25 protein-coding genes are annotated in these 21438 nt (G+C 70.9%); 14 read left to right on the top strand and 11 right to left on the bottom strand.

The genetic code is table 11. From position 1 onward, the window contains the following. Nucleotides 1–28: 28 nt before the first annotated feature. The 8 genes from ABZ953_RS19710 to ABZ953_RS19745 all read left to right on the top strand — a co-directional run bounded on the left by ABZ953_RS19710 (nucleotide 29) and on the right by ABZ953_RS19745 (nucleotide 7639). Complete coding sequence (locus ABZ953_RS19710; protein WP_361725223.1) at nucleotides 29–823, top strand: helix-turn-helix transcriptional regulator; 795 nt, start codon at nucleotides 29–31, stop codon at nucleotides 821–823. Beyond that, nucleotides 820–1002 (top strand): DUF397 domain-containing protein, encoded by a 183-nt coding sequence (locus tag ABZ953_RS19715; protein ID WP_361725226.1) that lies wholly within the window; start codon nucleotides 820–822, stop codon nucleotides 1000–1002. Before ABZ953_RS19710 ends, ABZ953_RS19715 begins: the two co-directional genes overlap by 4 nt. A gap of 274 nt (nucleotides 1003–1276) precedes the next feature. Beyond that, nucleotides 1277–2203, top strand: coding sequence for a hypothetical protein (locus ABZ953_RS19720; RefSeq protein WP_361725229.1), 927 nt, complete (start codon nucleotides 1277–1279; stop codon nucleotides 2201–2203). Between the two features lie 50 nt (nucleotides 2204–2253). Beyond that, nucleotides 2254–2934, top strand: a complete 681-nt coding sequence (locus tag ABZ953_RS19725) for a Uma2 family endonuclease (protein WP_361725232.1) — start codon at nucleotides 2254–2256, stop codon at nucleotides 2932–2934. Nucleotides 2935–3161: 227 nt separating this feature from the next. Further along, complete coding sequence (locus ABZ953_RS19730) at nucleotides 3162–4433, top strand: aspartate kinase (RefSeq protein WP_361725235.1); 1272 nt, start codon at nucleotides 3162–3164, stop codon at nucleotides 4431–4433. Next, nucleotides 4430–5488: an aspartate-semialdehyde dehydrogenase gene (locus ABZ953_RS19735; protein WP_361725238.1), complete on the top strand. Its 1059-nt coding sequence runs from the start codon at nucleotides 4430–4432 to the stop codon at nucleotides 5486–5488. Before ABZ953_RS19730 ends, ABZ953_RS19735 begins: the two co-directional genes overlap by 4 nt. Before the next feature lie 400 nt (nucleotides 5489–5888). Continuing rightward, the gene (locus tag ABZ953_RS19740; RefSeq protein WP_361725241.1) at nucleotides 5889–6551 is read left to right on the top strand and encodes a SigE family RNA polymerase sigma factor; all 663 of its coding nucleotides are present in this window, start codon (nucleotides 5889–5891) and stop codon (nucleotides 6549–6551) included. Between the two features lie 56 nt (nucleotides 6552–6607). Further along, on the top strand, nucleotides 6608–7639 hold the full coding sequence (locus ABZ953_RS19745) for a hypothetical protein (protein WP_361725244.1): 1032 nt from the start codon (nucleotides 6608–6610) through the stop codon (nucleotides 7637–7639). A gap of 37 nt (nucleotides 7640–7676) precedes the next feature. Here ABZ953_RS19745 and ABZ953_RS19750 read toward each other — a convergent pair whose 3' ends face one another. Together ABZ953_RS19750 and ABZ953_RS19755 are read right to left on the bottom strand one after the other, a co-directional pair. Beyond that, nucleotides 7677–8447 (bottom strand): SURF1 family protein, encoded by a 771-nt coding sequence (locus ABZ953_RS19750; protein WP_361725247.1) that lies wholly within the window; start codon nucleotides 8445–8447, stop codon nucleotides 7677–7679. A gap of 81 nt (nucleotides 8448–8528) precedes the next feature. Beyond that, nucleotides 8529–9473 carry an alpha/beta hydrolase gene (locus tag ABZ953_RS19755; RefSeq protein ID WP_361725250.1) on the bottom strand — a complete coding sequence of 315 codons (945 nt, stop codon included), beginning with the start codon at nucleotides 9471–9473 and terminating at the stop codon, nucleotides 8529–8531. A 130-nt stretch (nucleotides 9474–9603) separates the two neighbouring features. Between ABZ953_RS19755 and ABZ953_RS19760 the strand changes: the two genes are divergently transcribed. After that, nucleotides 9604–10617 carry a helix-turn-helix domain-containing protein gene (locus tag ABZ953_RS19760; RefSeq protein WP_361725253.1) on the top strand — a complete coding sequence of 338 codons (1014 nt, stop codon included), beginning with the start codon at nucleotides 9604–9606 and terminating at the stop codon, nucleotides 10615–10617. Here ABZ953_RS19760 and ABZ953_RS19765 read toward each other — a convergent pair. Next, nucleotides 10538–12340 (bottom strand): prolyl oligopeptidase family serine peptidase, encoded by a 1803-nt coding sequence (locus tag ABZ953_RS19765; RefSeq protein ID WP_361725884.1) that lies wholly within the window; start codon nucleotides 12338–12340, stop codon nucleotides 10538–10540. The two genes, ABZ953_RS19760 and ABZ953_RS19765, sit on opposite strands and share 80 nt — an antisense overlap. Nucleotides 12341–12511: 171 nt before the next feature. Between ABZ953_RS19765 and ABZ953_RS19770 the strand changes: the two genes are divergently transcribed. Then, the gene (locus ABZ953_RS19770) at nucleotides 12512–13366 is read left to right on the top strand and encodes a class I SAM-dependent methyltransferase (protein ID WP_361725256.1); all 855 of its coding nucleotides are present in this window, start codon (nucleotides 12512–12514) and stop codon (nucleotides 13364–13366) included. On the opposite strand, the gene ABZ953_RS19775 is transcribed toward ABZ953_RS19770, so the two are convergent. Further along, complete coding sequence (locus ABZ953_RS19775) at nucleotides 13352–13885, bottom strand: hypothetical protein (protein WP_361725259.1); 534 nt, start codon at nucleotides 13883–13885, stop codon at nucleotides 13352–13354. The two genes, ABZ953_RS19770 and ABZ953_RS19775, sit on opposite strands and share 15 nt — an antisense overlap. Before the next feature lie 324 nt (nucleotides 13886–14209). Here ABZ953_RS19775 and ABZ953_RS19780 point away from each other — a divergent pair, with 324 nt between their 5' ends. Further along, nucleotides 14210–15025, top strand: coding sequence for an RNA polymerase sigma factor SigF (locus tag ABZ953_RS19780; RefSeq protein ID WP_361725262.1), 816 nt, complete (start codon nucleotides 14210–14212; stop codon nucleotides 15023–15025). 4 nt (nucleotides 15026–15029) lie between these two features. Here ABZ953_RS19780 and ABZ953_RS19785 read toward each other — a convergent pair whose 3' ends face one another. The 3 genes from ABZ953_RS19785 to ABZ953_RS19795 all read right to left on the bottom strand — a co-directional run bounded on the left by ABZ953_RS19785 (nucleotide 15030) and on the right by ABZ953_RS19795 (nucleotide 17323). Continuing rightward, complete coding sequence (locus ABZ953_RS19785) at nucleotides 15030–15638, bottom strand: hypothetical protein (RefSeq protein WP_361725265.1); 609 nt, start codon at nucleotides 15636–15638, stop codon at nucleotides 15030–15032. Then, nucleotides 15635–16630: a DUF6286 domain-containing protein gene (locus ABZ953_RS19790; RefSeq protein ID WP_361725267.1), complete on the bottom strand. Its 996-nt coding sequence runs from the start codon at nucleotides 16628–16630 to the stop codon at nucleotides 15635–15637. Before ABZ953_RS19790 ends, ABZ953_RS19785 begins: the two co-directional genes overlap by 4 nt. Nucleotides 16631–16804: 174 nt before the next feature. Beyond that, nucleotides 16805–17323, bottom strand: a complete 519-nt coding sequence (locus ABZ953_RS19795; protein ID WP_361725270.1) for an Asp23/Gls24 family envelope stress response protein — start codon at nucleotides 17321–17323, stop codon at nucleotides 16805–16807. A gap of 271 nt (nucleotides 17324–17594) precedes the next feature. On the opposite strand from ABZ953_RS19795, the gene ABZ953_RS19800 reads away from it, so the two are divergent. From ABZ953_RS19800 to ABZ953_RS19810, 3 genes are all read left to right on the top strand, one after another. Beyond that, nucleotides 17595–18182, top strand: coding sequence for a sigma-70 family RNA polymerase sigma factor (locus ABZ953_RS19800; protein ID WP_361725273.1), 588 nt, complete (start codon nucleotides 17595–17597; stop codon nucleotides 18180–18182). A 68-nt stretch (nucleotides 18183–18250) separates the two neighbouring features. Then, nucleotides 18251–18874: an Asp23/Gls24 family envelope stress response protein gene (locus tag ABZ953_RS19805; RefSeq protein WP_361725276.1), complete on the top strand. Its 624-nt coding sequence runs from the start codon at nucleotides 18251–18253 to the stop codon at nucleotides 18872–18874. Then, nucleotides 18871–19206: an Asp23/Gls24 family envelope stress response protein gene (locus tag ABZ953_RS19810; protein WP_361725279.1), complete on the top strand. Its 336-nt coding sequence runs from the start codon at nucleotides 18871–18873 to the stop codon at nucleotides 19204–19206. Before ABZ953_RS19805 ends, ABZ953_RS19810 begins: the two co-directional genes overlap by 4 nt. Nucleotides 19207–19242: 36 nt before the next feature. Here ABZ953_RS19810 and ABZ953_RS19815 read toward each other — a convergent pair whose 3' ends face one another. The 4 genes from ABZ953_RS19815 to ABZ953_RS19830 all read right to left on the bottom strand — a co-directional run bounded on the left by ABZ953_RS19815 (nucleotide 19243) and on the right by ABZ953_RS19830 (nucleotide 21216). After that, complete coding sequence (locus tag ABZ953_RS19815) at nucleotides 19243–19737, bottom strand: hypothetical protein (protein ID WP_361725281.1); 495 nt, start codon at nucleotides 19735–19737, stop codon at nucleotides 19243–19245. 145 nt (nucleotides 19738–19882) lie between these two features. Next, nucleotides 19883–20281: an ATP-binding protein gene (locus tag ABZ953_RS19820; protein WP_361725284.1), complete on the bottom strand. Its 399-nt coding sequence runs from the start codon at nucleotides 20279–20281 to the stop codon at nucleotides 19883–19885. Nucleotides 20282–20449: 168 nt separating this feature from the next. Continuing rightward, the gene (locus tag ABZ953_RS19825; RefSeq protein WP_361725287.1) at nucleotides 20450–20680 is read right to left on the bottom strand and encodes a hypothetical protein; all 231 of its coding nucleotides are present in this window, start codon (nucleotides 20678–20680) and stop codon (nucleotides 20450–20452) included. Between the two features lie 128 nt (nucleotides 20681–20808). Beyond that, nucleotides 20809–21216 carry a rodlin gene (locus tag ABZ953_RS19830; RefSeq protein ID WP_361725290.1) on the bottom strand — a complete coding sequence of 136 codons (408 nt, stop codon included), beginning with the start codon at nucleotides 21214–21216 and terminating at the stop codon, nucleotides 20809–20811. Nucleotides 21217–21438 lie beyond the last annotated feature (222 nt).

Genomic DNA, 21438 nt, shown 5'->3' on the forward strand with positions numbered 1-21438 from the left:
CCCCGTGTATCCGTCGGAGGTGGTGGCTGTGTCCGTTCAGTACAACCCGACGTGGCGGTATAGCGGGAACCAGTTGAAGCGGTGGCGGATGAAGGCGAACGTCACGCGCGAGGAGTTGGGCGCGGCCGCGAATTACGCGCCGGACACGATCAAGGCCATGGAGCAGGGCGTACGGATGCCTACGGCGCGGGTGCTGGATGTGGCGGATGAGTTGTGTGGGGCGGAGGGGTTGCTGAGCGCAGCCAAGGAGTACCTTCAGCGCGAGAAATTTCCGCAGCGAGTGCAGGACTTCATGGATCGGGAGCAGGAGGCGCTGAGCCTGTGGTCCTACGAAGTTGCCCTGATCCCAGGGCTGTTGCAAACAGAGGCCTATGCGAGAGCGCTGCTCGGGAACCGGTGCCCTCCGGTGGGTGAGGAGACGGTGGAGGAACGAGTTTCTGCCCGGCTGGAACGGCAGTCGATCCTGAGCCGGAAGCCCCCGGTGGCGATCAGCTTTGTGATCTACGAGGCCGCATTGAACGCCGCGCAGGTCGACAAGGCCCAGTTGGTGCGGCTGCTGGAGGCAAGCGACTTGTACAACGTGTCGTTGCAGGTGCTGCCCTACAAGCGGGCGACGTCATCCGCGCTTTCAGGGCCGATGGTGCTTCTGGAAACCCTTGAGCATGAACGGCTGGCCCTGTCCGAGGGCCAGTCGGTGAGCCAGTTGACGTCCGATCCGGATGTGGTCACCGCCCAGAGCGAGCGGCTTAGCATGATCCGCACTGTGGCGCTCAGTCCTGCTGAGTCGGCCCAATTTATCGAGCGGATGGTGGGTGACCTGTGAGCGGCGAGCTGCATTGGTTCAAGTCAAGCTACAGCGATGACGAGGGAGCCAACTGCCTGGAAGTAGCCCTGAGTCGAAGCATCCACATCCGGGACTCGAAACTCCCCGCGAGCCCCGAGATACAGGTGCACGCCTCCGCGTGGGCCACCTTCATCGCCGCAGTTCAGCCCGGAGCTTGAGCCCCGGGACCCGAGCTCTTTCCTGGTTGGTCCGGCGAGAGAAATGAACCCAACCAACCGGCCCAGAAGCGGAGTTGAGGGTTCCGTCACCCTCAAGAGTGACGTTCCGTAGTCAGCTTGCGTCAGAACGTAAAGCCGCCCTAGGTTCGCGGCAATAGAACGGCCTCGGCCGGTGCTACCAACACCGGGTCCGAGGCCTAGCCCTACGGATCGAAAGCAGTCGATCGTGGCTTGCGCCCAGCCTAATCCCGTCCTCCCCTCCCCGTCCCACCCGATGGCCAAATCGGGGTACGGGAAGCGCCAAGCGGGTGACGAAGAACCGGACACCGAGCCCGACTTCGCACACCTGGGCGCCCGTGAGAGCGACCTCGCGACCTTCATCGACCACCTGCCGGACGGCGCGGCGATGGGTCACAAGGCCATCGCCGCCGCCCACCCCCGCTACGGCCAGCAGGCAGTCCGTACCTCCCTCAACCACCTCATCGACGCCGGTCACCTCCGCTGGGTCAAGGAGCACCTCACCGTCGAGGACGGCACGATGCGCTGGGTGACCAGGACGTACTGGTCACGCACCCCGGAATCCCCGGCCTGGTGGGCCGAGTTCGTACGGGAACGGCACGGACGCGACGTAACGCACACGTACCGGCCGGGCCTGGCAAGAACAGCGGAACCGGAGCCGAAGCCGGAGCCGACTTCGCCCACCCCGCCCGAGCCGAGCGCAGCTCACCGCACCCTCGCCCAGCTCCGTACCGCCGACCGACGCATGGCCCTCTCCGAGGGCGAGTGCAAACAGCTGGAGCCGAGCGCAGCGGAGTGGCTGGAGCGGGGCGCGACGCCGCACGACATCACGCGCGCCCTCACCGAAGGGCTGCCGCCGACCGTCACCAACCCGGGCGGACTCGCCCGCAACCGACTGGAGAACAAGATGCCCCCCAAGCGTCAGGCCCCCGCCAAGGCCCGCGCCCGCGTCACCCGTGCCGTCATGATCTGCGGGGACTGCGAGGAGCCGGAGACCTCCGTGGAGCTGGTCAACGGGATCTGTACCGACTGCTACCCCCGCGCGGAGCGGACCGGGTACATCCCGGACACGTTCCGCGCGCGGCCTCGCCGAGCCGCCGCGTCGGGGGTCGTGGACGTCACCGAACGCGTGGCGGAGCTGCGCCGCGCCGCCGGTCTGCCGACGCCCCGGGGTGACGTATGAGCGTGCAGGACGTGCCGGTCCGGGCACCATGGAGTCAAGGAGGCGACGCCATGACCCCCAGCACCGAAGAGCGCCCTCAGATGTCCGTCGAGGACTTCGAGGAGCTTGTCCGCAGGGCCCCGGAAACCGTGCGCAACAAGCTGGAATTCCTCGGCGGCAGGTTGTGTGTCAAGCACGGTCCGCTCGATGTCGAGGACTTCGAAGAACTTGCCGAAGTGGCGCCCGAGACGGTGACGCTCGAGTTCATCGACGGACGGCTGGGAGTCAAACCTGTGCCCGATGGGGACCACGGAGAGATCATCATGTGGCTGCTGCGGCAGTGCATGCAGCAGCGGGCGGAACTCGGTCTCTACCCCGAGCAAGGGCTTGTCATCGCGGGATACCGTGCGGGCCGTGCCAAGCCTGACGGGGCGCTCGCGCCGCTCGGCAGCTTCGCCGGCCAAGGAGAGTGGGCGGACCCCGGTGGCGTCCTCATGGTCGTCGAGGTCACCTCCTACGACCGCGACACCGACCGCCGCGACCGCCACGAGAAGCGCCACGGATATGCCAGGGCGGGCATCCCCGTCTACCTCCTCGTCGACCGGGACAGCGACACCCTGACGGTGTTCGGCGACCCGCACGACGGTGATTACCGGCAGAGTCCTACGTACGCGTACGGCGCCACGCTCACCCTCCCGGCGCCCGTCGCCATCACCCTGAACACCGAGAAGCTCAAGGACTACACCGCCTGAGACCCCCGCCCCGGAACCTGTGACCCGCCCCACTTTCCGGAGTGCAGCGCTCCACAGTGGGCATGTGCCCAGCCGAGCGGCCGGAACGTACTCCCCGAACAGCGGGGCCGTATGCCCCTGGTGATCACCTTGTGAGCGGGACATCTCACGATGTGATATGGCCGAGGCGGATTTCGGTCGCTCGTTAGACTGAGCCGACCGCACAACGGATTGAGCGAGGAGCGCACGTGAGCCTTGTCGTGCAGAAGTACGGAGGCTCCTCCGTAGCCGATGCCGAGGGCATCAAGCGAGTCGCCAAGAGAATTGTCGACGCCAAGAAGAACGGCCACCAGGTCGTTGTCGTGGTGTCGGCGATGGGCGACACGACGGATGAGTTGATCGATCTCGCCGGACAGGTATCCCCGATCCCTGCCGGACGCGAATTCGACATGCTGCTGACCGCTGGTGAGCGCATCTCCATGGCCCTGCTGGCCATGGCGATCAAAAACCTGGGCCACGAGGCCCAGTCGTTCACGGGCAGCCAGGCGGGCGTCATCACCGACTCCGTCCACAACAAAGCGCGGATCATCGATGTCACCCCGGGCCGCATCCGGACCTCCGTCGACGAGGGCAACATCGCCATCGTCGCCGGGTTCCAGGGCGTCAGCCAGGAGGGGAAGAACATCACCACCCTCGGGCGCGGTGGTTCGGACACGACGGCCGTCGCCCTCGCCGCCGCCCTCGACGCCGAGGCCTGCGAGATCTACACGGACGTGGACGGTGTCTTCACCGCCGACCCGCGTGTGGTCAAGAAGGCCCGCAAGATCGACTGGATCTCGTTCGAGGACATGCTGGAGCTCGCCAGCTCCGGCTCCAAGGTGCTGCTCCACCGCTGTGTGGAGTACGCCCGCCGTTACAACATCCCGATCCACGTACGGAGCTCGTTCTCCGGCCTCCAGGGCACGTGGGTCAGCAACGAACCGCAAGGGGACCGCAAGGTGGAGCAGGCCATCATCTCCGGTGTCGCGCACGACACCTCCGAGGCCAAGGTCACGGTCGTCGGCGTGCCCGACAAGCCGGGCGAGGCCGCGTCGATCTTCCGCGCCATCGCGGACGCCGAGGTCAACATCGACATGGTCGTGCAGAACGTGTCGGCCGCCTCGACGGGCCTGACCGACATCTCCTTCACGCTCCCCAAGGCCGAGGGCCGCAAGGCCGTCGACGCCCTGGAGAAGACCCGCGCCTCCGTCGGCTTCGACTCGCTGCGCTACGACGACCAGATCGCGAAGATCTCGCTCGTCGGTGCCGGTATGAAGACCAACCCGGGCGTCACCGCGACCTTCTTCGAGGCGCTCAGCGACGCCGGGGTGAACATCGAGCTCATCTCGACCTCCGAGATCCGCATCTCGGTCGTCACGCGCGCCGACGACGTGACCGAGGCCGTGCGGGCCGTGCACACCGCCTTCGGACTCGACTCCGACACGGACGAGGCCGTGGTCTATGGAGGCACCGGGCGATGAACCGGAAGCCGACGCTCGCGGTCGTCGGAGCGACCGGGGCCGTCGGCACCGTCATGCTCCAGATCCTGTCGCAGCACGCCGACATCTGGGGCGAGATCAGACTCGTCGCCTCACCGCGCTCGGCCGGCCGCAAGCTGGCCGTGCGCGGTGCGGAGACCGAGGTGCTTGCCCTGTCCGAAGAGGTCTTCGACGGGGTCGACGTCGCCATGTTCGACGTGCCCGACGAGGTCGCCGCGCAGTGGGCCCCCATCGCCGCCGCCAAGGGCGTCGTCGTGGTCGACGACTCGGCCGCCTTCCGGATGGACCCGGACGTGCCGCTCGTCGTGCCGGAGGTCAACCCGCACGCCGCGCGCGTACGGCCGCGCGGCATCATCGCGAACCCCAACTGCACGACGCTCTCGATGATCGTGGCCATCGGCGCGCTGCACGCCGAGTTCGGCCTGCGCGAGCTGATCGTCTCCTCGTACCAGGCCGTGAGCGGCGCGGGACGGGACGGCGTCGACACGCTCCGCCGCCAGCTGAAGCTCGTCGCGGGCACGGAGCTGGGCATCAGCCCCGGTGACGTACGCCGCGCCGTCGGCGACGACACCGGCCCCTTCCTTGAGCCCGTCGCGCTGAACGTGGTGCCCTGGGCCGGGTCCCTCAAGGACGACGGCTGGTCGTCCGAGGAGATGAAGGTCAGGGACGAGTCGCGCAAGATTCTGGGGCTGCCCAAGCTCCGTGTCGCCGCCACCTGCGTACGCGTACCCGTGATCACCACGCACTCCCTGACCGTCCACGCCCGCTTCGAGGACGAGGTCACCGTCGACCGCGCGCGCGAGATCCTCGCCACCGCCCCCGGCGTCGTGCTGTTCGACAACCCGGCCGCAGGGGAGTTCCCCACCCCCGCCGACGTGGTGGGCACCGACCCGACCTGGGTGGGCCGGGTGCGGCGGTCGCTCGACGACCCGACCGCGCTTGAGCTCTTCGTGTGCGGCGACAACCTGCGCAAGGGCGCGGCGCTGAACACCGCGCAGATCGCGGAGCTGGTGGCGCGGGAGCTCACGGCGGGCTGAAGCTCGCGGCGAGGGTTCGGCGCGGTTGCTCGGTGCGATAGCTCGGTGCGATTGGTATGGACCACCCCGGAGCGGATCCCTTTGTGGGATCTGTGTAAGTTCTGTGTCCAACTTGGTGGTCGTGAGCGCTTGAACTGGATCATCTCCGCGTTCGAAGATTCGCCTCTGATCACTGCAACCGACGGCGGGACGGGGGGCGTCTTTAGCGGTCGCCCTCAGGGGTGGCCCGGCGGCCACTTTCAGGGGTGGCCCGAGCGCTGTCGGAAAAACGGGGCATAGGGGAAGAGCTGGTACGCATGGGGGCATTTGATGCATCGTCACGAGCGGTGCCCACGCAGCATGCCGCAAACGCGATCCCGGATGCGTACAACCCTGAAGGGGGGAAGCGTGTCCAACAAGCGTGGCAGAGGTACTCGATTTCACAGTGGTACAGGCGAGAGGCGCGGCAACACTGCGCCCCACTCGCCGACCCCGCACGACCGGTGGCATGCCGGTGATCGCACCCATGCCCGCAGCGCGGCCCGCCCGCATCCCGTCGCCGCGCGAGGGCGCTGACGACACGATGACCGCGGGCACCACAGTCGACCATCTCACCGAGACCTACCGCGCCCACTACCGGTCGCTGCTCGGTCTCGCCGCGCTGCTCCTGGACGACACGGCGTCCTGCGAGGACGTGGTCCAGGAGGCGTTCATCCGGGTCCACTCGGCACGCAAGCGCGTGCGCGACCCGGAGAAGACGCTCGCGTACCTCCGCCAGACCGTGGTCAATCTGTCCCGTTCCGCGCTGCGTCGGCGCATCCTCGGGCTCAAGCTTCTCTCGAAGCCGATGCCCGACATGGCGAGCGCGGAAGAAGGGGCTTACGACCAGCTGGAGCGCGACGAGCTGATCAAGGCCATGCGCGGCCTGCAGCGGCGCCAGCGCGAGGTCCTCGTGCTGCGCTACTTCGCCGACATGACCGAGGCGCAGGTCGCCGAGACCCTGGGCATATCGCTCGGCTCGGTGAAGGCGTACGGCTCGCGCGGCATCGCGGCCCTCAGGGTCGCCATGGAGGCGCCGGCATGAGTGAGCGCAAGCGTGATGAGCAGGGCGGATCTGAGCGGCATGGCAGGAACGGAAACGTGAACCACGGACCCGAAGACGGCCCCGGGCCGGACGGCGGGCCCGACGGTGCCGACGAACTCGCGCTGCGGCGGATGATGCGCCAGGCCGTCGAGGAGATCGAGCCGAGCGACCGCTCCCTCGAACACCTGCGGAAGGCGGTGCCCGCCCGCAGGGCCCGCAAGCGCCAGGCCGTCGTCGGCCTCGCCGCCGCCGCGCTCTTCATCGGCACCGCCGTCCCCGCCCTCGTGCACGTGACCAACTCCGAGGGCGACTCGGACGACCGGACCTCGATCGCTGGGAACAGCCAGGACGCGCAGGGCGGTTCGAGTCAGGGCAAGGGCCCCGACGGCGGCGAGAAGGACCCGGGCAAGAAGCCGGGGAGCAAGTCCAAGGACAAGGACGAGAAGGACAAAAAGGGCAAGAAGGGCGACAAGGAGAAGGGCGGCACCGGCGGCGGCGGTACGGGATCGCCGGACCCCTCCACCTCCGAGGCCGCCAGCTCGCCGGTCTGCGACGCCGCACAGCTCGGCGCCACGGGCGGCGCGGGCACGCCGGAGACCGACAACAAGGTGTACGGCTCCTTCCGCGTCTCCAACGTCTCCGACAGCAGTTGCACCATCGAGGCCGCGGGCGCCGTCGGCACGGTGGCGCAGGGCGCGGCCGACCCCGCGAAGATCACCGTGGTCGACCACACGGCGGGGGACGCGGCGACCGGCCTGCCCGACCCGGCGAAGGAGGCCAGCCCGTTCGTGCTGCAGCCCGGCGCCGCGTACGAGGTGCGGTTCGTCTGGGTGCCGTCGGAGACGTGCCCCACGGACGGCGGCGAGCCGACGCCCAACCCGACGCCTTCGGAAGGCGGCAGCGGAACGCCGGAGGGCGGCTCGCCCGGTGGTACGGAGCCGCAGCTGGGCCGGACGGACGGCGGCGTGGCCGAGGGTAGCGTCGTGGTCTCCCTGACCGCGGAGGCGGGTTCGCCCTCGGCGGGGGCGACGGTCCCCGACGCGTGCGCGGGAACGGTGTACCGGACCGGGGTACTGCCCGCTTCTTAGCGGGTGCCGCGCGGCTCGGGCCGGTCCAGGCCTTGGCTCAGGCCTCCAGCAGGCCCAGGTGGGCGTCGCGCGCGAACTCCGCCTCGCGGCGGAACAGCCGGAACCACATGAAGACGACGAAGCCCGCGAAGACGAACCACTCACCGGTGTAGCCGAGGTTCTGGAACGCCTTCAGGTCAAGGCCGGTGTTGTTGGGCGCGGCCGCGGGGACCGGCTTCATCCCGGAATCCGCCTTGTCGAGCGTGACCCACGCGTCGTACACGTCGTCGCGTACGAGGTTGACCAGTGACGCCGAGCTGATCGCGCCCAGCTGGCCCCGGGGCAGGCCGCCCGTGGCGCTGACCCCGTTGGAACCGGGGCTCTCCGAGGCCTGTAGGGCGCCTCTGACCGTGACCTTGCCCGTCGGAGCGGCCGGTGCCTTCGCCGCGCTCGCGTCGCCGGGCAGCCAGCCGCGGACGACGGGCAGGGACTTGCCGCCGTCGGTACGCAGCAGCGTCAGCACGTAGAAACCGCGCTTGTCGTCCAACTCCCGCCCCGGCACGAGCAGCTGCCTGCCGTACCGTCCGGTGGCCGTGGCCTGCTCGCCGGAGGTCTCCTTGTCGACGGGCAGCAGCGCGTCGAGGGGCCGGCCCTGCGTGTTCCGCTCCCTGCCCTGCTCCGCGACCTGCTCCTTGGCGGACTCGTGGTCCTGTACGCGGTCCTCGAAGCGGCCGAGCTGCCAGGAGCCCATGAAAATGCAGAAGGGGATGGCCAGCACGACGAAGACGTTGATCCCCCACCAGCGGGGCGTCAGCAGAAACCGGTACACACGCCCCACGGTACGGGGCCCCTGCGGGGTGCCGAGCCGTGGGGTCATCGTCCTGCGACGCCGGACGCCCCCGTTCGCCCCCTATGCCTCCCGATGGAGGGCCTCGCGCAGGGCGCGTACCTGGTCGGTGAGGTTGCGTTCGCTGATGCGGGCCTGGGGGAAGAGGAGGTCGAAGCCGTGGACGGCGCCGGGGACCTGGACGAGTTCGGTGGTGACACCGGCGGCGGACAGGCGTGCGGCGTAGTCGCGGCCCTCGTCGCGCAGCGGGTCGATCTCGGCCACGGCGATGTAGGTGGGCGGCAGGCCGCTGAGATCGGTGGCGCGGATCGGGAAGGCGTACGGGTCGGCGTGGCCGTCCTCCGCGTAGTACCGCACGGCCAGTTCCAGCGCGCCCCGGTCGAAAACCGGGGTATCGGTGAACTCCCGTGCCGAGGCGCTGGTGAGGCTGCCGTCCACGCTGGGGTAGGTCAGGGACTGGAAGAGCAGGTGCGGGCCCGCCTGGTCGCGGGCGCGGAGCACGGTGGAGGCGGCGATGTTCCCACCGGCGCTGCCGCCGGCCACCGCGATGCGTGTCCGGTCTCCGCCGAGTTCGGCCGGGTTGTCGGCGATCCAGGTCAGGGCGGCGTAGGCGTCGTCGGCTGCGGCCGGGTAGGGGTGTTCGGGGGCGAGGCGGTAGTCGACGGACACGACGACGGCGTGGGCGTCGCGGGCGTAGCGCAGGGAGCGTCCCTCTTCGGCCTCGGGGGATCCGTAGGTGAAGGCGCCGCCGTGCACGTAGAGGATCATCGGCAGGTCTTCGGTGGTGTCGGGGCGGTAGACGCGCAGTCGCAGTTGTCCCGCGGGGCCGGGGATGTACAGGTCCCGCACCTTGACCTGGTCGTCGACGGGGGTGTCGGGGTGTGCGCGCAGCAGTGCGTAGCGCTGGGGGTCGGCGAGGACGGCGTCCAGGCCGTGGACGGGGAAGACGCCGGTGTCGGCGGTGTCGAGCAGGGTCTGGATCTCGGGATCGACAGCGGGGGCAGTCATGGCTGGCTGGGCACCTTCCGGGTGTTCGACCGGGTGGTGCCCGGTCTGATGTGCGGAACTGACCTCAGTCTCTGCCGATCACGAGCGGCACAGAAGTGGCCCGAGGGCCACTATGTGCAACTATTGGGCCATGACTGTTGCGGCACCGCATCATGTGGCCGTCCTGGCCCTCGCACCGGTGGTGGCCTTCGACCTGAGCATCCCGGCCCAGATGCTTGCCTCGGTCGAAATCCGCGCGGGCACCGCGGCCTACGAGGTGCGCACCCTCACCCCGGACGGCTCCCCAGTACCGACGGTGAACGGGTACGGCGTCACGCCGCAGGGCGACCTGTCCCTGCTGGAGCACGCGGACACGGTGATCGTCGCCGGCACCCGCTGCCCGGAGGTACTGGACGCCGGCGTGGTGGACGCCCCCGTCGCCGAAGCGCTGCGCCGTGCGGCCCGGCGCCGCGCCCGGGTGGTGTCCCTGTGCACCGGCTCGTTCGTACTCGCGGCCGCCGGCCTGCTGGAAAGCCGCCGGGCCGCGACCCATTGGCGCTACGCGCAGCAGTTCAGGCGGCTCTTTCCCGCAGTCGACCTCGACACCGACCCGCTCTACATCGCCGACCGCGGAATCCTGACGTCAGCCGGTGGCGCGGCCGCCATCGACCTGTGCCTGCACCTGATCCGGGAGGACCACGGCAGTTCCGTGGCGAACCGGGTGGCGCGGTACAACGTGGTCGCGCCGATGAGAGACGGCGGGCAGGCGCAGTACATCGAGCACCCGGTCCGGGAGGACGCGGGCACCTCGACGGCCGGGGCGCGCACGCTGATGACGGAACACCTGGATCGGCGGCTGTCCCTCAAAGACCTCGCGGCTCACTGCCACATGAGCGTGCGAACCTTCACCAGGCGCTTCCGACAGGAAACCGGACTCTCCCCGGCCGAATGGCTCGCCTCGGCCCGCCTGGCACACGTACGCCATCTGCTGGAGTCGACCGAACTGCCTGTCGACGACATCGCCGCCAGGTCCGGCCTGGGCAGCGGCACCAACCTGCGGCAGCATATGCGCACCGCCCTGGACATCACCCCGTCCGCCTACCGGAGGGCATTCCACCCCCTACGTGCCGCCCCGCGAACTCCAACTCCAGAGCCACCTGCTTGATCCGCTCGTCCACGACCAGTGACCCGTGACCCGCGTCGTACCGATAGACCTCATGCACCGCGCCCCGCGCGACCAGCCGGTCCACGTAGTTGTCGATCTGGCGGATCGGGCACCGCGGGTCGTTGACTCCGGCCGAGATGTAGACGGGGGCCTTGACCTCGTCCACGTACGTCAGCGGGGACGACGCGCGGAACCGCTCGGGCACCTCCTCGGGCGTGCCGCCGAGCAGCGTGCGGTCCATCGCCTTGAGGGCCTCCATCTCGTCGTGGTACGCCGTCACGTAGTCCGCGACGGGGACCGCCGCGAGGCCCACCGCCCAGGCCTCCGGCTGCGTGCCGAGGCCGAGCAGGGTGAGGTAGCCGCCCCAGGAGCCGCCCGACAGGATCAGGCGGTCGGGGTCCGCGAGGCCCGACGCCACCGCCCACTCCCGCACCGCCGCGATGTCCTCGAGCTCGATGAGGCCGACGCGGTGCTTGAGGGCGTCCGTCCACTCGCGGCCGTACCCCGTGGAGCCGCGGTAGTTCACCCGTACCACCGCGTACCCGTGGTCGACCCAGGCCGCCGGGCCCGCGGCGAAGGAGTCGCTGTCGTGCCAGGTGGGGCCGCCGTGCACCTCGAAGACGGTGGGAAGCGGGCCTGAGGAGCCCGCGGGCCGCTGCACCAGCGCGTGGATGCGGCCGCCGGGCCCGTCCACCCACCCGTCCTCCACCGGAACGGACTTCGGTGCCTTCATGCCGGGCGGGTCCAGGACCACACCGCCCGCCGTCGAGCGGACGACCGGCGGCTCGGCGGCCGACGACCACATGTACTCCACGGAGCCGTCGGGGCGGGCCGTCGCACCCGACACGGAGCCCGCGGGCGTCTCGATGCGGTCGAGGTCGCCGGAGGCGAGGTCATAGCGGAAGAGTTCGCCGCGTGCCTCGAAGCCGTGCGCGATGAGCAGGGCCGAGCCGTCCGGATACCACTCGGCGCTCACGTCGCCCGGCAGTCCGAGCACGAGGTCGCTCTCCTCGCCCGTCGTCACGTCCCACACCAGCGGCTCCCAGCGGCCCCGCCGCTGGTGCCCGATGAGCAGGCGCGAGTCGCCCGCCACCGGTGCGAAGCCGAGGACCTCGAGGCCCAACTCGACCGTGCCGCCCCGGGTGTCGTCGAGCTCGGCGACCGTCGAGCCGTCCGGGCGGATCACCCGGAGCGCGGAGTGCATCGCGTCGCCGTGCTCCGTGTGCTCCACGGCGATCAGCGTGCCGTCGTGCGAGAGGTCGCCGACGCCCGCCGACTCGCGGTGGCGGTACACCTCGACGGGGCCGGTGCCGTCGGGGTGCACGACGTGGATCGTCGAGCCTTCGTCGTCCGTGGAGCGGCCGACGACCACCGTGCGGCCGTCCCTGCCGAGGGCCAGGCCCGAGGGGTACGAGCCGTCGAGGCCCGGCACGGCGGGCTCGTCGGGGCCGCCGCCGAAGGGCTGGCGCAGCCACACGCCGAACTCGTCGCCGTCCTTGTCGTTGAACCACCAGATCCATTCGCCGTCGGGCGAGAGCGCGCCGTCCGTCGTGCCGTTCGGCCGGTCGGTCACCTGGCGTTGGGCGCCGGTCGTCCGGTCCCATGCGTACAGCTCATACGTCCCCGTCGCGTTCGACACGAACAGGGAGCGCTGCGGGGCGTCCTCCGCCCAGTCCGGCAGCGACACCCGGGGCGCCCTGAACCGCTTCTCCCAGTCCGGCATGACGTCCGGCATAACGTCCGGCATGGCGTCCGGCCCCCCGGACCCCGCCGCACTCGACCCCGCCGCACTCATTTCGTTCGTCGCACCCGTCTCGCTCATGCCCCCCATAGTGCCTGGACCCGCCCACAATTCGCTGGCGGGAGTCCCCAGCCTGTGGATAACTTTTCGACCATGTACTCCCCGACGCCCGCCGACTGGCGCGAGACCAACCGGAAGCGCTGGGACGAGCGCGTCCCCCTCCACCTCGCCAGCAGCTACTACGACCTCGACGCCTTCCGCGCGGGCAAGGACCCCCTGCGCGACTACGAGCTGACGGAAGTCGGTGACGTACGCGGAAAGTCCCTGCTGCACCTGCAGTGCCACATCGGCCTCGACACCCTCTCCTGGGCGCGGCACGGGGCGTCCCGCGTGGTCGGGCTCGACTTCTCAGAGCCCGCTGTCGAGGCGGGCCGAGCGCTCGCCGCCGAGCTGGGCCTCACCCCGGAGCAGGCCACCTTCGTTGCCGCCGACGTGTACGACGCGGGCGTGGCGGCGCCCGACTCCTCGTACGACATCGTCTACACCGGAGTGGGCGCGCTCGGCTGGCTGCCCGACATCCGGCGCTGGGCGGAGACCGCCGCCGCGCTGGTGGCGCCCGGCGGGTTCCTCTACCTCGCCGAGTTCCATCCGCTCGCCGACGTCCTTGACGACGCGACGGGCTCCCGCATCGAGCACGACTACTTCGCGCGCGACGCCTGGATCGAGGAGTCCTCCGGCGGTTACGCGGACTCCGTCACCCCCACCGTCCACAACCGCAGCGTCGAATGGCAGCACCCCATCGGCGACGTCGTCTCCGCGCTCGCCGCCGCGGGCCTGCGCATCGACTTCCTGCACGAACGGGACGAGACCCTCTTCGAGCGTTTCGACGCGCTCGAACGGCGCGACGGCGCCTACCGGTTCCCCGCCGACCGGCCACGCGTACCGCTCATGTACTCCCTGAAGGCGAGCAGGCCGCAGGATCCGTCGTCCGCCTCACGGCAGCGGTGACGGCGGACGCAGCCAGCCCTCACGACCGGGTGAGAACTCGCCCAGTTTCCGCCAGTCCCACGCCTGTAGCACCTCCCGCCCCAGATCGTCGTCCCGCCGGGTGACGGTGACGACGACGTCGGAGGTGTGCCGCGTCAGGAGCAGCGTCCGCAGCCGGGAGGCGACGTCCGCTCTGCGTCCGGCGGGCGCCACGAGCAGCTCGCTCAGCCGGAACACCCGCCCCGACGCGGTCTGTTCCTCGGCCTCGGCGGGCAGGACGCCCCGGAACCCCTCCCACCACTCGCCACTGCGCTCGGCGCGGTATCCGTAGAGGCAGCCGACCAGGCCCGACGCGTCGGCCACGACCATCTCGAAGTCCGTCCGCTGCACATCGCGTGCGAAGCGGCGCAGAAAGTCCTCCCGGTCGCGGTACTCGGCCCCGACCGTCCCCCGATACGCCTCTACGTAGAGGTCCGCCACGGCCTCACGCTGCTGCTCCGCCTGCCAACGGCTCAGCCGCCGCAGGAACACGTCCGACATGTGCGCCTCCCGCCCGCCCTGCTGAGGGCGACTCCCCCTACACCCTGACTCCGCATGGTGACAGCACGGACCGGCTAGCGGAACGGCGCGAAGGGCCGGAAGAGGGGCCGGGCGAGGTTCTGGACGGCGGGTTGGGAGAGCGGGCTTTGAACTCCTATGGTGATCACGGTGCTTAACCCGCCCACGAATGGGCAGGCGCATTGATGTCGTCCCGATAGTTGTCCCCGATGTCCCCCCACCAGAGGTGAACTTGTGAGGCCGCCTACACAGTTGACTGCCACATCGACGGATGAGGCAGAACACGCTGCGAGCCCCTGGGAAGAGATGTCCAGCAGCGAGCTGCCCTGGGTGGAAGACGCGGGCAGCGTCGCTCCCAAGGACGCGCGGGCCTTGTCGAAGATCTTCTTCGACCGGCTCCAGTTCCTCGAAGAGGGCACGCACGAATACCAGTACGCGCGCAACACCCTGATCGAGATGAACCTGTCGCTCGTGCAGTTCGCGGCCGCGCGCTTCCGCGGCGGCAGCACCGATGCCGACGACATCGTGCAGGTCGGCACGATCGGCCTGATAAAGGCCATCGACCGCTTCGAGCTCTCCCGCGAGGTGGCGTTCAGCACCTTCGCGCTGCCCTACATCACCGGCGAGATCAAGCGGTTCTTCCGGGACACCACCTGGGCCGTCCACGTGCCGCGCCGCCTCCAGGAGCTCCGCGTCGACCTGGCCAGGGCCAAGGAGCGGCTCGGTGGCGAGCTGGACCGCGAGCCCACCGTCCGGGAACTCGCCGCGCACCTCGACCTCACCGAGCGCGAGGTCAACGACGGCCTCGTCGCCTCCAACGGCTACACCGCAGGCTCCATCGACGTGCCCGTCGGCCAGGACGACGGCACCCAGGGGCGCGACTACGCCGACGTCCTCGGCGAGGACGACCCGGCGCTCGACCTCTTCGAGGAGCTGCACACGCTGGCGCCCCTCATAGAGCAACTGGACGAGCGCGAACGCACCATCATCGAGATGCGCTTCGGGCAGGAGCTGACGCAGGCGCAGATCGGTCAGGTCCTCGGGATCTCCCAGATGCACGTCTCGCGACTCCTGACACGCACCCTCGGCAAGCTCCGCTCCGGAATGCTCGCCCAGACCTGATCCGTCAGCATTGGCGCAGGCGCCTCGATGTGTGTGAGCGCATCGTCAGCCGTACGTCGACGCGCAGCGCACGGGGCGCCGCCGCCGCTCTTGCCTCGGCCACCGTGTGCCGGGCAAGGCGGCCGAGGACGGCCTCCGGGCAACTGTCCGGCAGCAGCACCAGCGTGACGCGTGCGCGCAGCCGCCGGGGGCTCCCTCGAAGGCTCACGTGCGCGTCGGCCACACCCTCGACGGCACGTGCCCGCTCGGCCATCGCCGCGGCCAGGGCGGGCCCCGACAGGGTGACGTCCGCACGCCCCAGGGACAGTTCGCGCAGCCGCCCGCCGCGGGCCTGGGCCACGGTCAGGGCCAGGAACAGGAGTACGCCGACGGAGAGCGCGGCGATGACGGCGAGCGTCCACCAGCCGTGCTCGCGCCACCGGCCGAGGTCTTCCCCGTCGGCCCAGAGCCAGCCCCGGTCGCCGTCAAGCCGCGGCAGACCGGACGGCAGCCGGTCGCGGACGGGGCCGGTGGCGGACGCAAGGACGGCGCCCGAGCCGATGAGCGCCACGGCCGCGCAGAGCAGGGCGGTGCGGTTGGCGCAGGTGCGCAGACCGCTCTGAATGCGGCTCACCGACCGGTGCCCCCTTGCTGCGCCTCCGCGGCGGCCTCCCGTACCGGCTCCGCCCCCGGCTCCGCCTCCGCTGCCGCCTCCCGTACCGCGGGCGCGTGCCACGTGGGCTCCGGGCGCAGCCCGACCCGCACGCGCGGCGCACGCGCCAGACCCCAGCCCGCCACGGTCCGTGCCACCGTGTCGGCCAACTCGCCCCGCGCCGCCTCCAGGTGGCCGAAGGCGAGCCCCGCGCGCACGCGGACCCGTCGGCGGCCGACGCCGACCCGTACCCGGGCGACCCCGGGCAGCTCCGTCACGGCGTCCCGCAGCAGCGCGGCCGCCGCGCCCCGGTCGAGGACCGCGTGGACGTCCGGCAGCGGCTCGCGCAGGGGCAACCGGCCGCGCAGTCCGGGTGTGACGGCGAGGATCAGCAGCCACACGCCGAGGCCGAGCACGGCGAGCGCCGCCGCCAGGCCCGGCCACGCGCTGTCGGCCGGGCCGTGCGTGGTGAGCCACTCCACGGGGCCGGTCCGCCACCGTCCGGGCGCCCACCCGGCCGCGTGCACGGCCACCACGTCGTACAGGAGCACCCCGCAGACCGCGGCGACCGCCAACGCCAGCACCCCGACGGGCACCCGGCGTGCGGACCACGGCCGCCACACCCTGCCGCCGCCCCCCGGCAACGGGACCTCGCCCTCGCTCTCGTCGGCCCGTGCCCGCACGCGCAGCCCCGCGACCCGGACCCGCGCCGAGGGCACGACGAGTCCGGTGAGCTGCCGCGTGCGGTCGGCGACGTGCGACCGCACGCGTTCGCCCGCGTCGTCGAGCACCTCGGGGTAGGGCAGCGTCACGGTGACGGCGACCCGTGCCCGGCGGCCCCGTACCGACGCCGAACTCCGGGTGGTGCGGACCTCGCCGGGCGCGAGCGCCTCCGTGGCGGCCCGCTCGGCGATCCGGCGCACCGCACGGTCGGCGACGTTGGTCGAGCCGCGCTCCCCCGCGGGCGTACTCATCGCCGCCCCCGGTCACGGCCGCGGAGGAAGCCGCCGACCGCGTCCAGCGCGGCGACCAGACCTGTCAGAGCTGTGCTCACCACTCACCTCACTCCACGGAAACGGACTGCACGGAAACGGGCCGCACGGAAACGGACATCGCTGCGTCGGTACCCCGGGTCGGCCGCGGGATTCCTACTCCACGCGCGTCTCGCCGCCGGAGTCCGCGCTCTCGTCGTCGGGCAGCCGTACGTCGTTGACCGCGACGTTGACCTCGACGACCTCCAGGCCGGTGATGCGTTCCACGGCGGCGATGACGTTCTCGCGCACCTCGTGGGCGACGTCCGTGATCGGCACGCCGTATTCGACGACGATGTCCAGGTCGATGGCCGTCTGCCGCTCGCCGACCTCGACCTTCACGCCGCGGCCGACATTGGGGCGGCCGCCGGGGACCCGGTCGCGGACGGCGCCGAGCGTGCGGGAGAGCCCGCCGCCCATGTCGTACACGCCGGGGATCTCACGGGCGGCCGTCCCGGCTATCTTCACCACCACCACGTCGGCGATGGAGGTCTTCCCGCGGGTCGCGGCGGGCTCGGCGGCCCCGGTACGGCCCGCCACGGTGGTGCTGCCCGGCACGCTCTGGTGCGTGCCGCCGGTGAAGGCCGTGTCGTCACCGGACGTGGCCGTCTTCGAAGTGATCTCCTGAGGCGTCATGCCGCCATCTCCTCGTCGTCAGGGACGTGTCGCCGTCCGTCTGCTGTCCGGGCGGTCGGTGGAAGCCGGGTGCCCGGACCGGCGTTCGTCTGACCCTCGCGTGTGCGATTCGTTACGCGGCTCGGCCGGATTTCTTCGCCCGCTTCTTCGCCCGCTTCTTCGCCCGCTTCTTCACCCGTTCCTTCTCCCGGCGGGCCGTCCGCCCGTATCGCGTAACGCGGGCGGACGCCGCAGTGTCGTAGGAGGACGACGTGAGTGAGAGGAGCCGCGTGTGCCGGGGGACCGGGACAGCGTGCGGGAGGAAACCGGTGGGTCCTCCCCGCGCGACGACGGATTGCTGGCCGTACGGGCCGCGGAGGGTGACGAAGAGGCCTTCGAGCAGCTCGTGCGCCGCCACGCGCCCGGACTGCTGCGCCTCGCGACGCGGCTGCTCGGCAGCCGGACGGAGGCCGAGGACGCGGTGCAGGAGTCGTTCGTGAGCGCCTGGCGCAAAATGCCGGAGTTCCGCGGGGACGCGCGCTTCGGCACGTGGATGCACCGCATCGTCACGAACCGGTGCCTGAACGTGCTGCGGGGCCGCCGCCCCTCCGTGGACCTGGGCGAGGTCCCCGAGCCGCAGGCGCCCGAGCACGAGGCCTCGCCCGCCCGGGTGGCCGAGTCGCACGCCGCCGTGGAAGCCCTCGGCAAGGCGATGGAGGGGCTGTCCCCGGAACAGCGCGTGTGCTGGGTGCTGCGCGAGCTCAACGGCCTCGCCTACGAAACCATCGCGGAGACGGTCGGCATCAGCCCCGAGGCGGTACGGGGCCGGGTCTTCCGGGCGCGGCGCTATCTCACGGAGGCGATGGCCGGATGGCGGTGAACGAGATGCACGGGCCGGACGGGGAGAACCGCGGACCGGACGGGGAGAACCACGGGCCGGACGGAGAGATGACGGACCAACCGAACGAACTGCTGCCCTGCGGACGCGACGTGTGGAGCGTCTGGGAGCGCGCGGAGGACGGCGAGCCCGATCCGCACGCCGAGACCTGTCCGCACTGCGCCGAAGCGCTGGACACGCTGCGGCGCCTGGAGGACGTCGTATCGGCGGCCCGAGAGACGGAACCGCGGGAGCCGGAGGCCGACGCCGCAGCGCTCGTCGGCCGGGTCATGGACGTGGTGCGTCTCGAACTGAGGCCGGGCCGCACGCTTCCGCTGGGCGAGGAGGACGAGGACGCCTGGATCGTGGAGGCCGCGGCGGCCCGTACGGTCCGCGCCGCCGCGGAGACCCTGTCGGGGGTACGGGCGGGCAGCTGCCGCATCGAGCCGCTCACCGCGGAAGGCGGGCCGCGGGGGCCCGTACGGGTCCGGGTGGCGGTGACCGTGGCCCTGACCTGGAATCTTCAGGAGGTCGCGGAGCGGGTCAGGGACAGGGTCCTGGAGGCGGTCGACGCCGAGCTCGGCCTGCGGGTCACCGAAGTCGACGTAACGATCGCGGACGTCACCGACAGCACCGACAGCACCGATGTCACCGACAGGACCGATGACGACAGCGTGGAGAGGCGGCAGCCGTGACGGAACGACTCACTCCCGGCGCGCGGGCCGATGCCGTACGGGAAGCGGTGCTCGGCACGCCGGGCGTCGCCTTCCTCCGCCCCGGCCTCGCCGAACTCCTGCGGGCGTCCAACCTGCTGACCAGAGGACCGGCACGCACCGCTGGCGTACGGCTCACCCGCGACGGCGGCTCAGGCAGATGGCACGCCGACATCCACGTCGTCCTGCACCGGGGCCACCGGGCCGTGGACGTCACCCGCGAGGTGCGCGCCGCGGTGGCCGAGGCACTGGGCGGGACGGCTGGCGACGCGTCCCTGCCCCGCGTGACGGTGACGGTCACCGGCCGCGTATGACGATGCGTGTGACGATGCGTGTGACGAAGCGTGTGACTACGTGAACGCCACGTCGCCCGCGGTGTCGGCGAGCTGCCTGGCCTTGGCCGTACGGGAGTCCTCGGCGGTCATCGTCACCGCGACCGACGCCTTGGTGGCCTTGGTCGCGGGCCCGGCGAAGGCGTACTCCCAGCGGTGGGCCGTGGCGCTGCCGTCGCAGGTCCCGTCGAGCGTCCGGGTTCTGGCGGTCGTCGCCGTGCTCGTCTTCGGGACGGGCGCCCCGGGCACGCCGAGCCACTGGAAGAGGTTCTTCACCGTCTCGGTCTCGGCCGCGTTGAGCGGGCGCGTCTGTTCCGTCCGGAGCGCGACCCTGAGCCGCACGGGGCCGGTGTAGCCCTCGCACGTGTACGTACCGGAGACGACGGCCGACTTCCCGTCCGCCCCCGCACGGGCCGTCGGCGTCACGGTGACGGCATGCCGTTCGGCGGCGTTCGCCGCACCGGGCAGCAGCGCCGCCGCCGCGGCGAGAGCTGTCACGAGGGTTGTCTTCACGAATTGGTGCACCGCGGGGACCGGCCTTTCCTGGGCGAGAGGCGTACGGCCCCCATGCAACCCCGCCGTCCCCGGTCCGCCCGGTAGCCACACGGCGCGGGGCGCATCCGCTGGTCCAGCGGAGTGGCGGGTCCGGGCGCGGGCCTCACGCCGCCAGTGGGACGTGCGCGACGATGCGTTTTCCGCCGCAGGGAAGGTGCGTCACGCTCACTTCGTCGGCCAGGCGGCAGACGGCGGGCCAGCCGAGTCCGCCGCTGACGAGGAGGCTCGTACGAGGGCGGGTCACCGGGACCGCGTCGTTGCTGTCGTCGACGGCGATCTCGACGACGCCGGGCCGCAGGCGGCACGCGAAGCCGCGCAGTCCGCCGCCGTGCCGGATCGCGTTGGTGACGAGTTCCGAGGTCACCAGGACGGCATCGGCGAGGGCCATGTCACCGACGTGCTGGGTGCCCTGACGCAGCAGGGCGCGTACGAGATCCCGGGCGGCTCCGGGGCTGCGGGGCCAGGTGAGGGGTGCGGTGTCCGGCGAGATGACGGTCGTCACAGCGCATCACTTCCACCGATCTTGTGGGGACTGTTTCTCTTCGGTTGCCCGACGACGGCGCGCCCACACGCGTCGTTCGGGTGGTTCGCCCGGGAAGTGCCCGAGAAGTGCCGAAACGCACGACGGCCGCCACGGAAATCCGTGGCGGCCGTCGGGCACACCGTGGCGTCAGAGCAGGCCCAGGTACGCGTCCACCAGGTGGTGGTCGTGGTGGCCGTGGCCGTGGCCGTGGTGGTGACCGTGGTCGTGGTCCCAGTCGTCGTCCCAGTCGCGGGCGTCAGACTGCTGCGTGACCGGAGCAGCGGTGACAGCGGGCGCCGCGGTGGCGACGCCGACGGCCGGAACGGCCAGCGCGGCGGTGATGCCGACGATGGACACGGCACGGGCTATGCGCTTCATAGTCAGACCCTTCGGTGTGGGGGCGTACGCACGCATCGAAGCTGCGTACACGAACGCTCACCACGCTGAACGGTCTTCCAGGGACCCGCCCGCCGAACGCGGCTGGACGAGTGACGCGAGCGCTCGGATCAGTGGTTGGCGGTGCCGTTGCCCGAGAGGAGCGGGATGTCGCTGAGGATGTGCGACAGCGGCTCGTCGCCCTTGGCCTGGGTCGAGTTCTCGGTGCACTGCTGGTTCTGCGGCGCCGAGAGGATCGGGATGTCCTGGACGGCGATCGGCACGAGGCCGACGAGCGAGCCGATGTTGAGCTTGGCCGGGAGGCCGACACAGGGCTTGTTCAGCGAGCCCTGGACCAGGGACATCTGCGGGCTCATGTCACCGCGCGTGGCGGAGTTGCCGAACGACTGCATGGCGTCGTTGCCACTGATCGAAGTGGTGCCGGCGTCGTCTCCGATGGCCATGGCCTGCGGGGCCGTGGCGGCGGACATTCCGGCGACGGAAGCGGCGAGGGCGGCCGTCGCGAACAGCTTCTTCATGGTGTTTGGGGTTCCCTTCGGAGAGAGGCTCCGCTGCGGAGCCGCATGCCGATCAACTGACCGAGCGGACAGCGGTTGCGGCCACTGACCCGTTCGGCGGATTAATGTGCTGAACGCCAGGGGCGGGTTATTGCGCCCCCGCGACCGAGCCCCCAACTCACCTCACGGGGACGGGAGTTCACCGTCGCCGTCCATTTCTGAAACCGTGTACCGGAGAAATAC

Origin of the sequence: Streptomyces sp. NPDC046465 (assembly GCF_040646035.1) — a bacterium.
Lineage (GTDB): Bacteria > Actinomycetota > Actinomycetes > Streptomycetales > Streptomycetaceae > Streptomyces.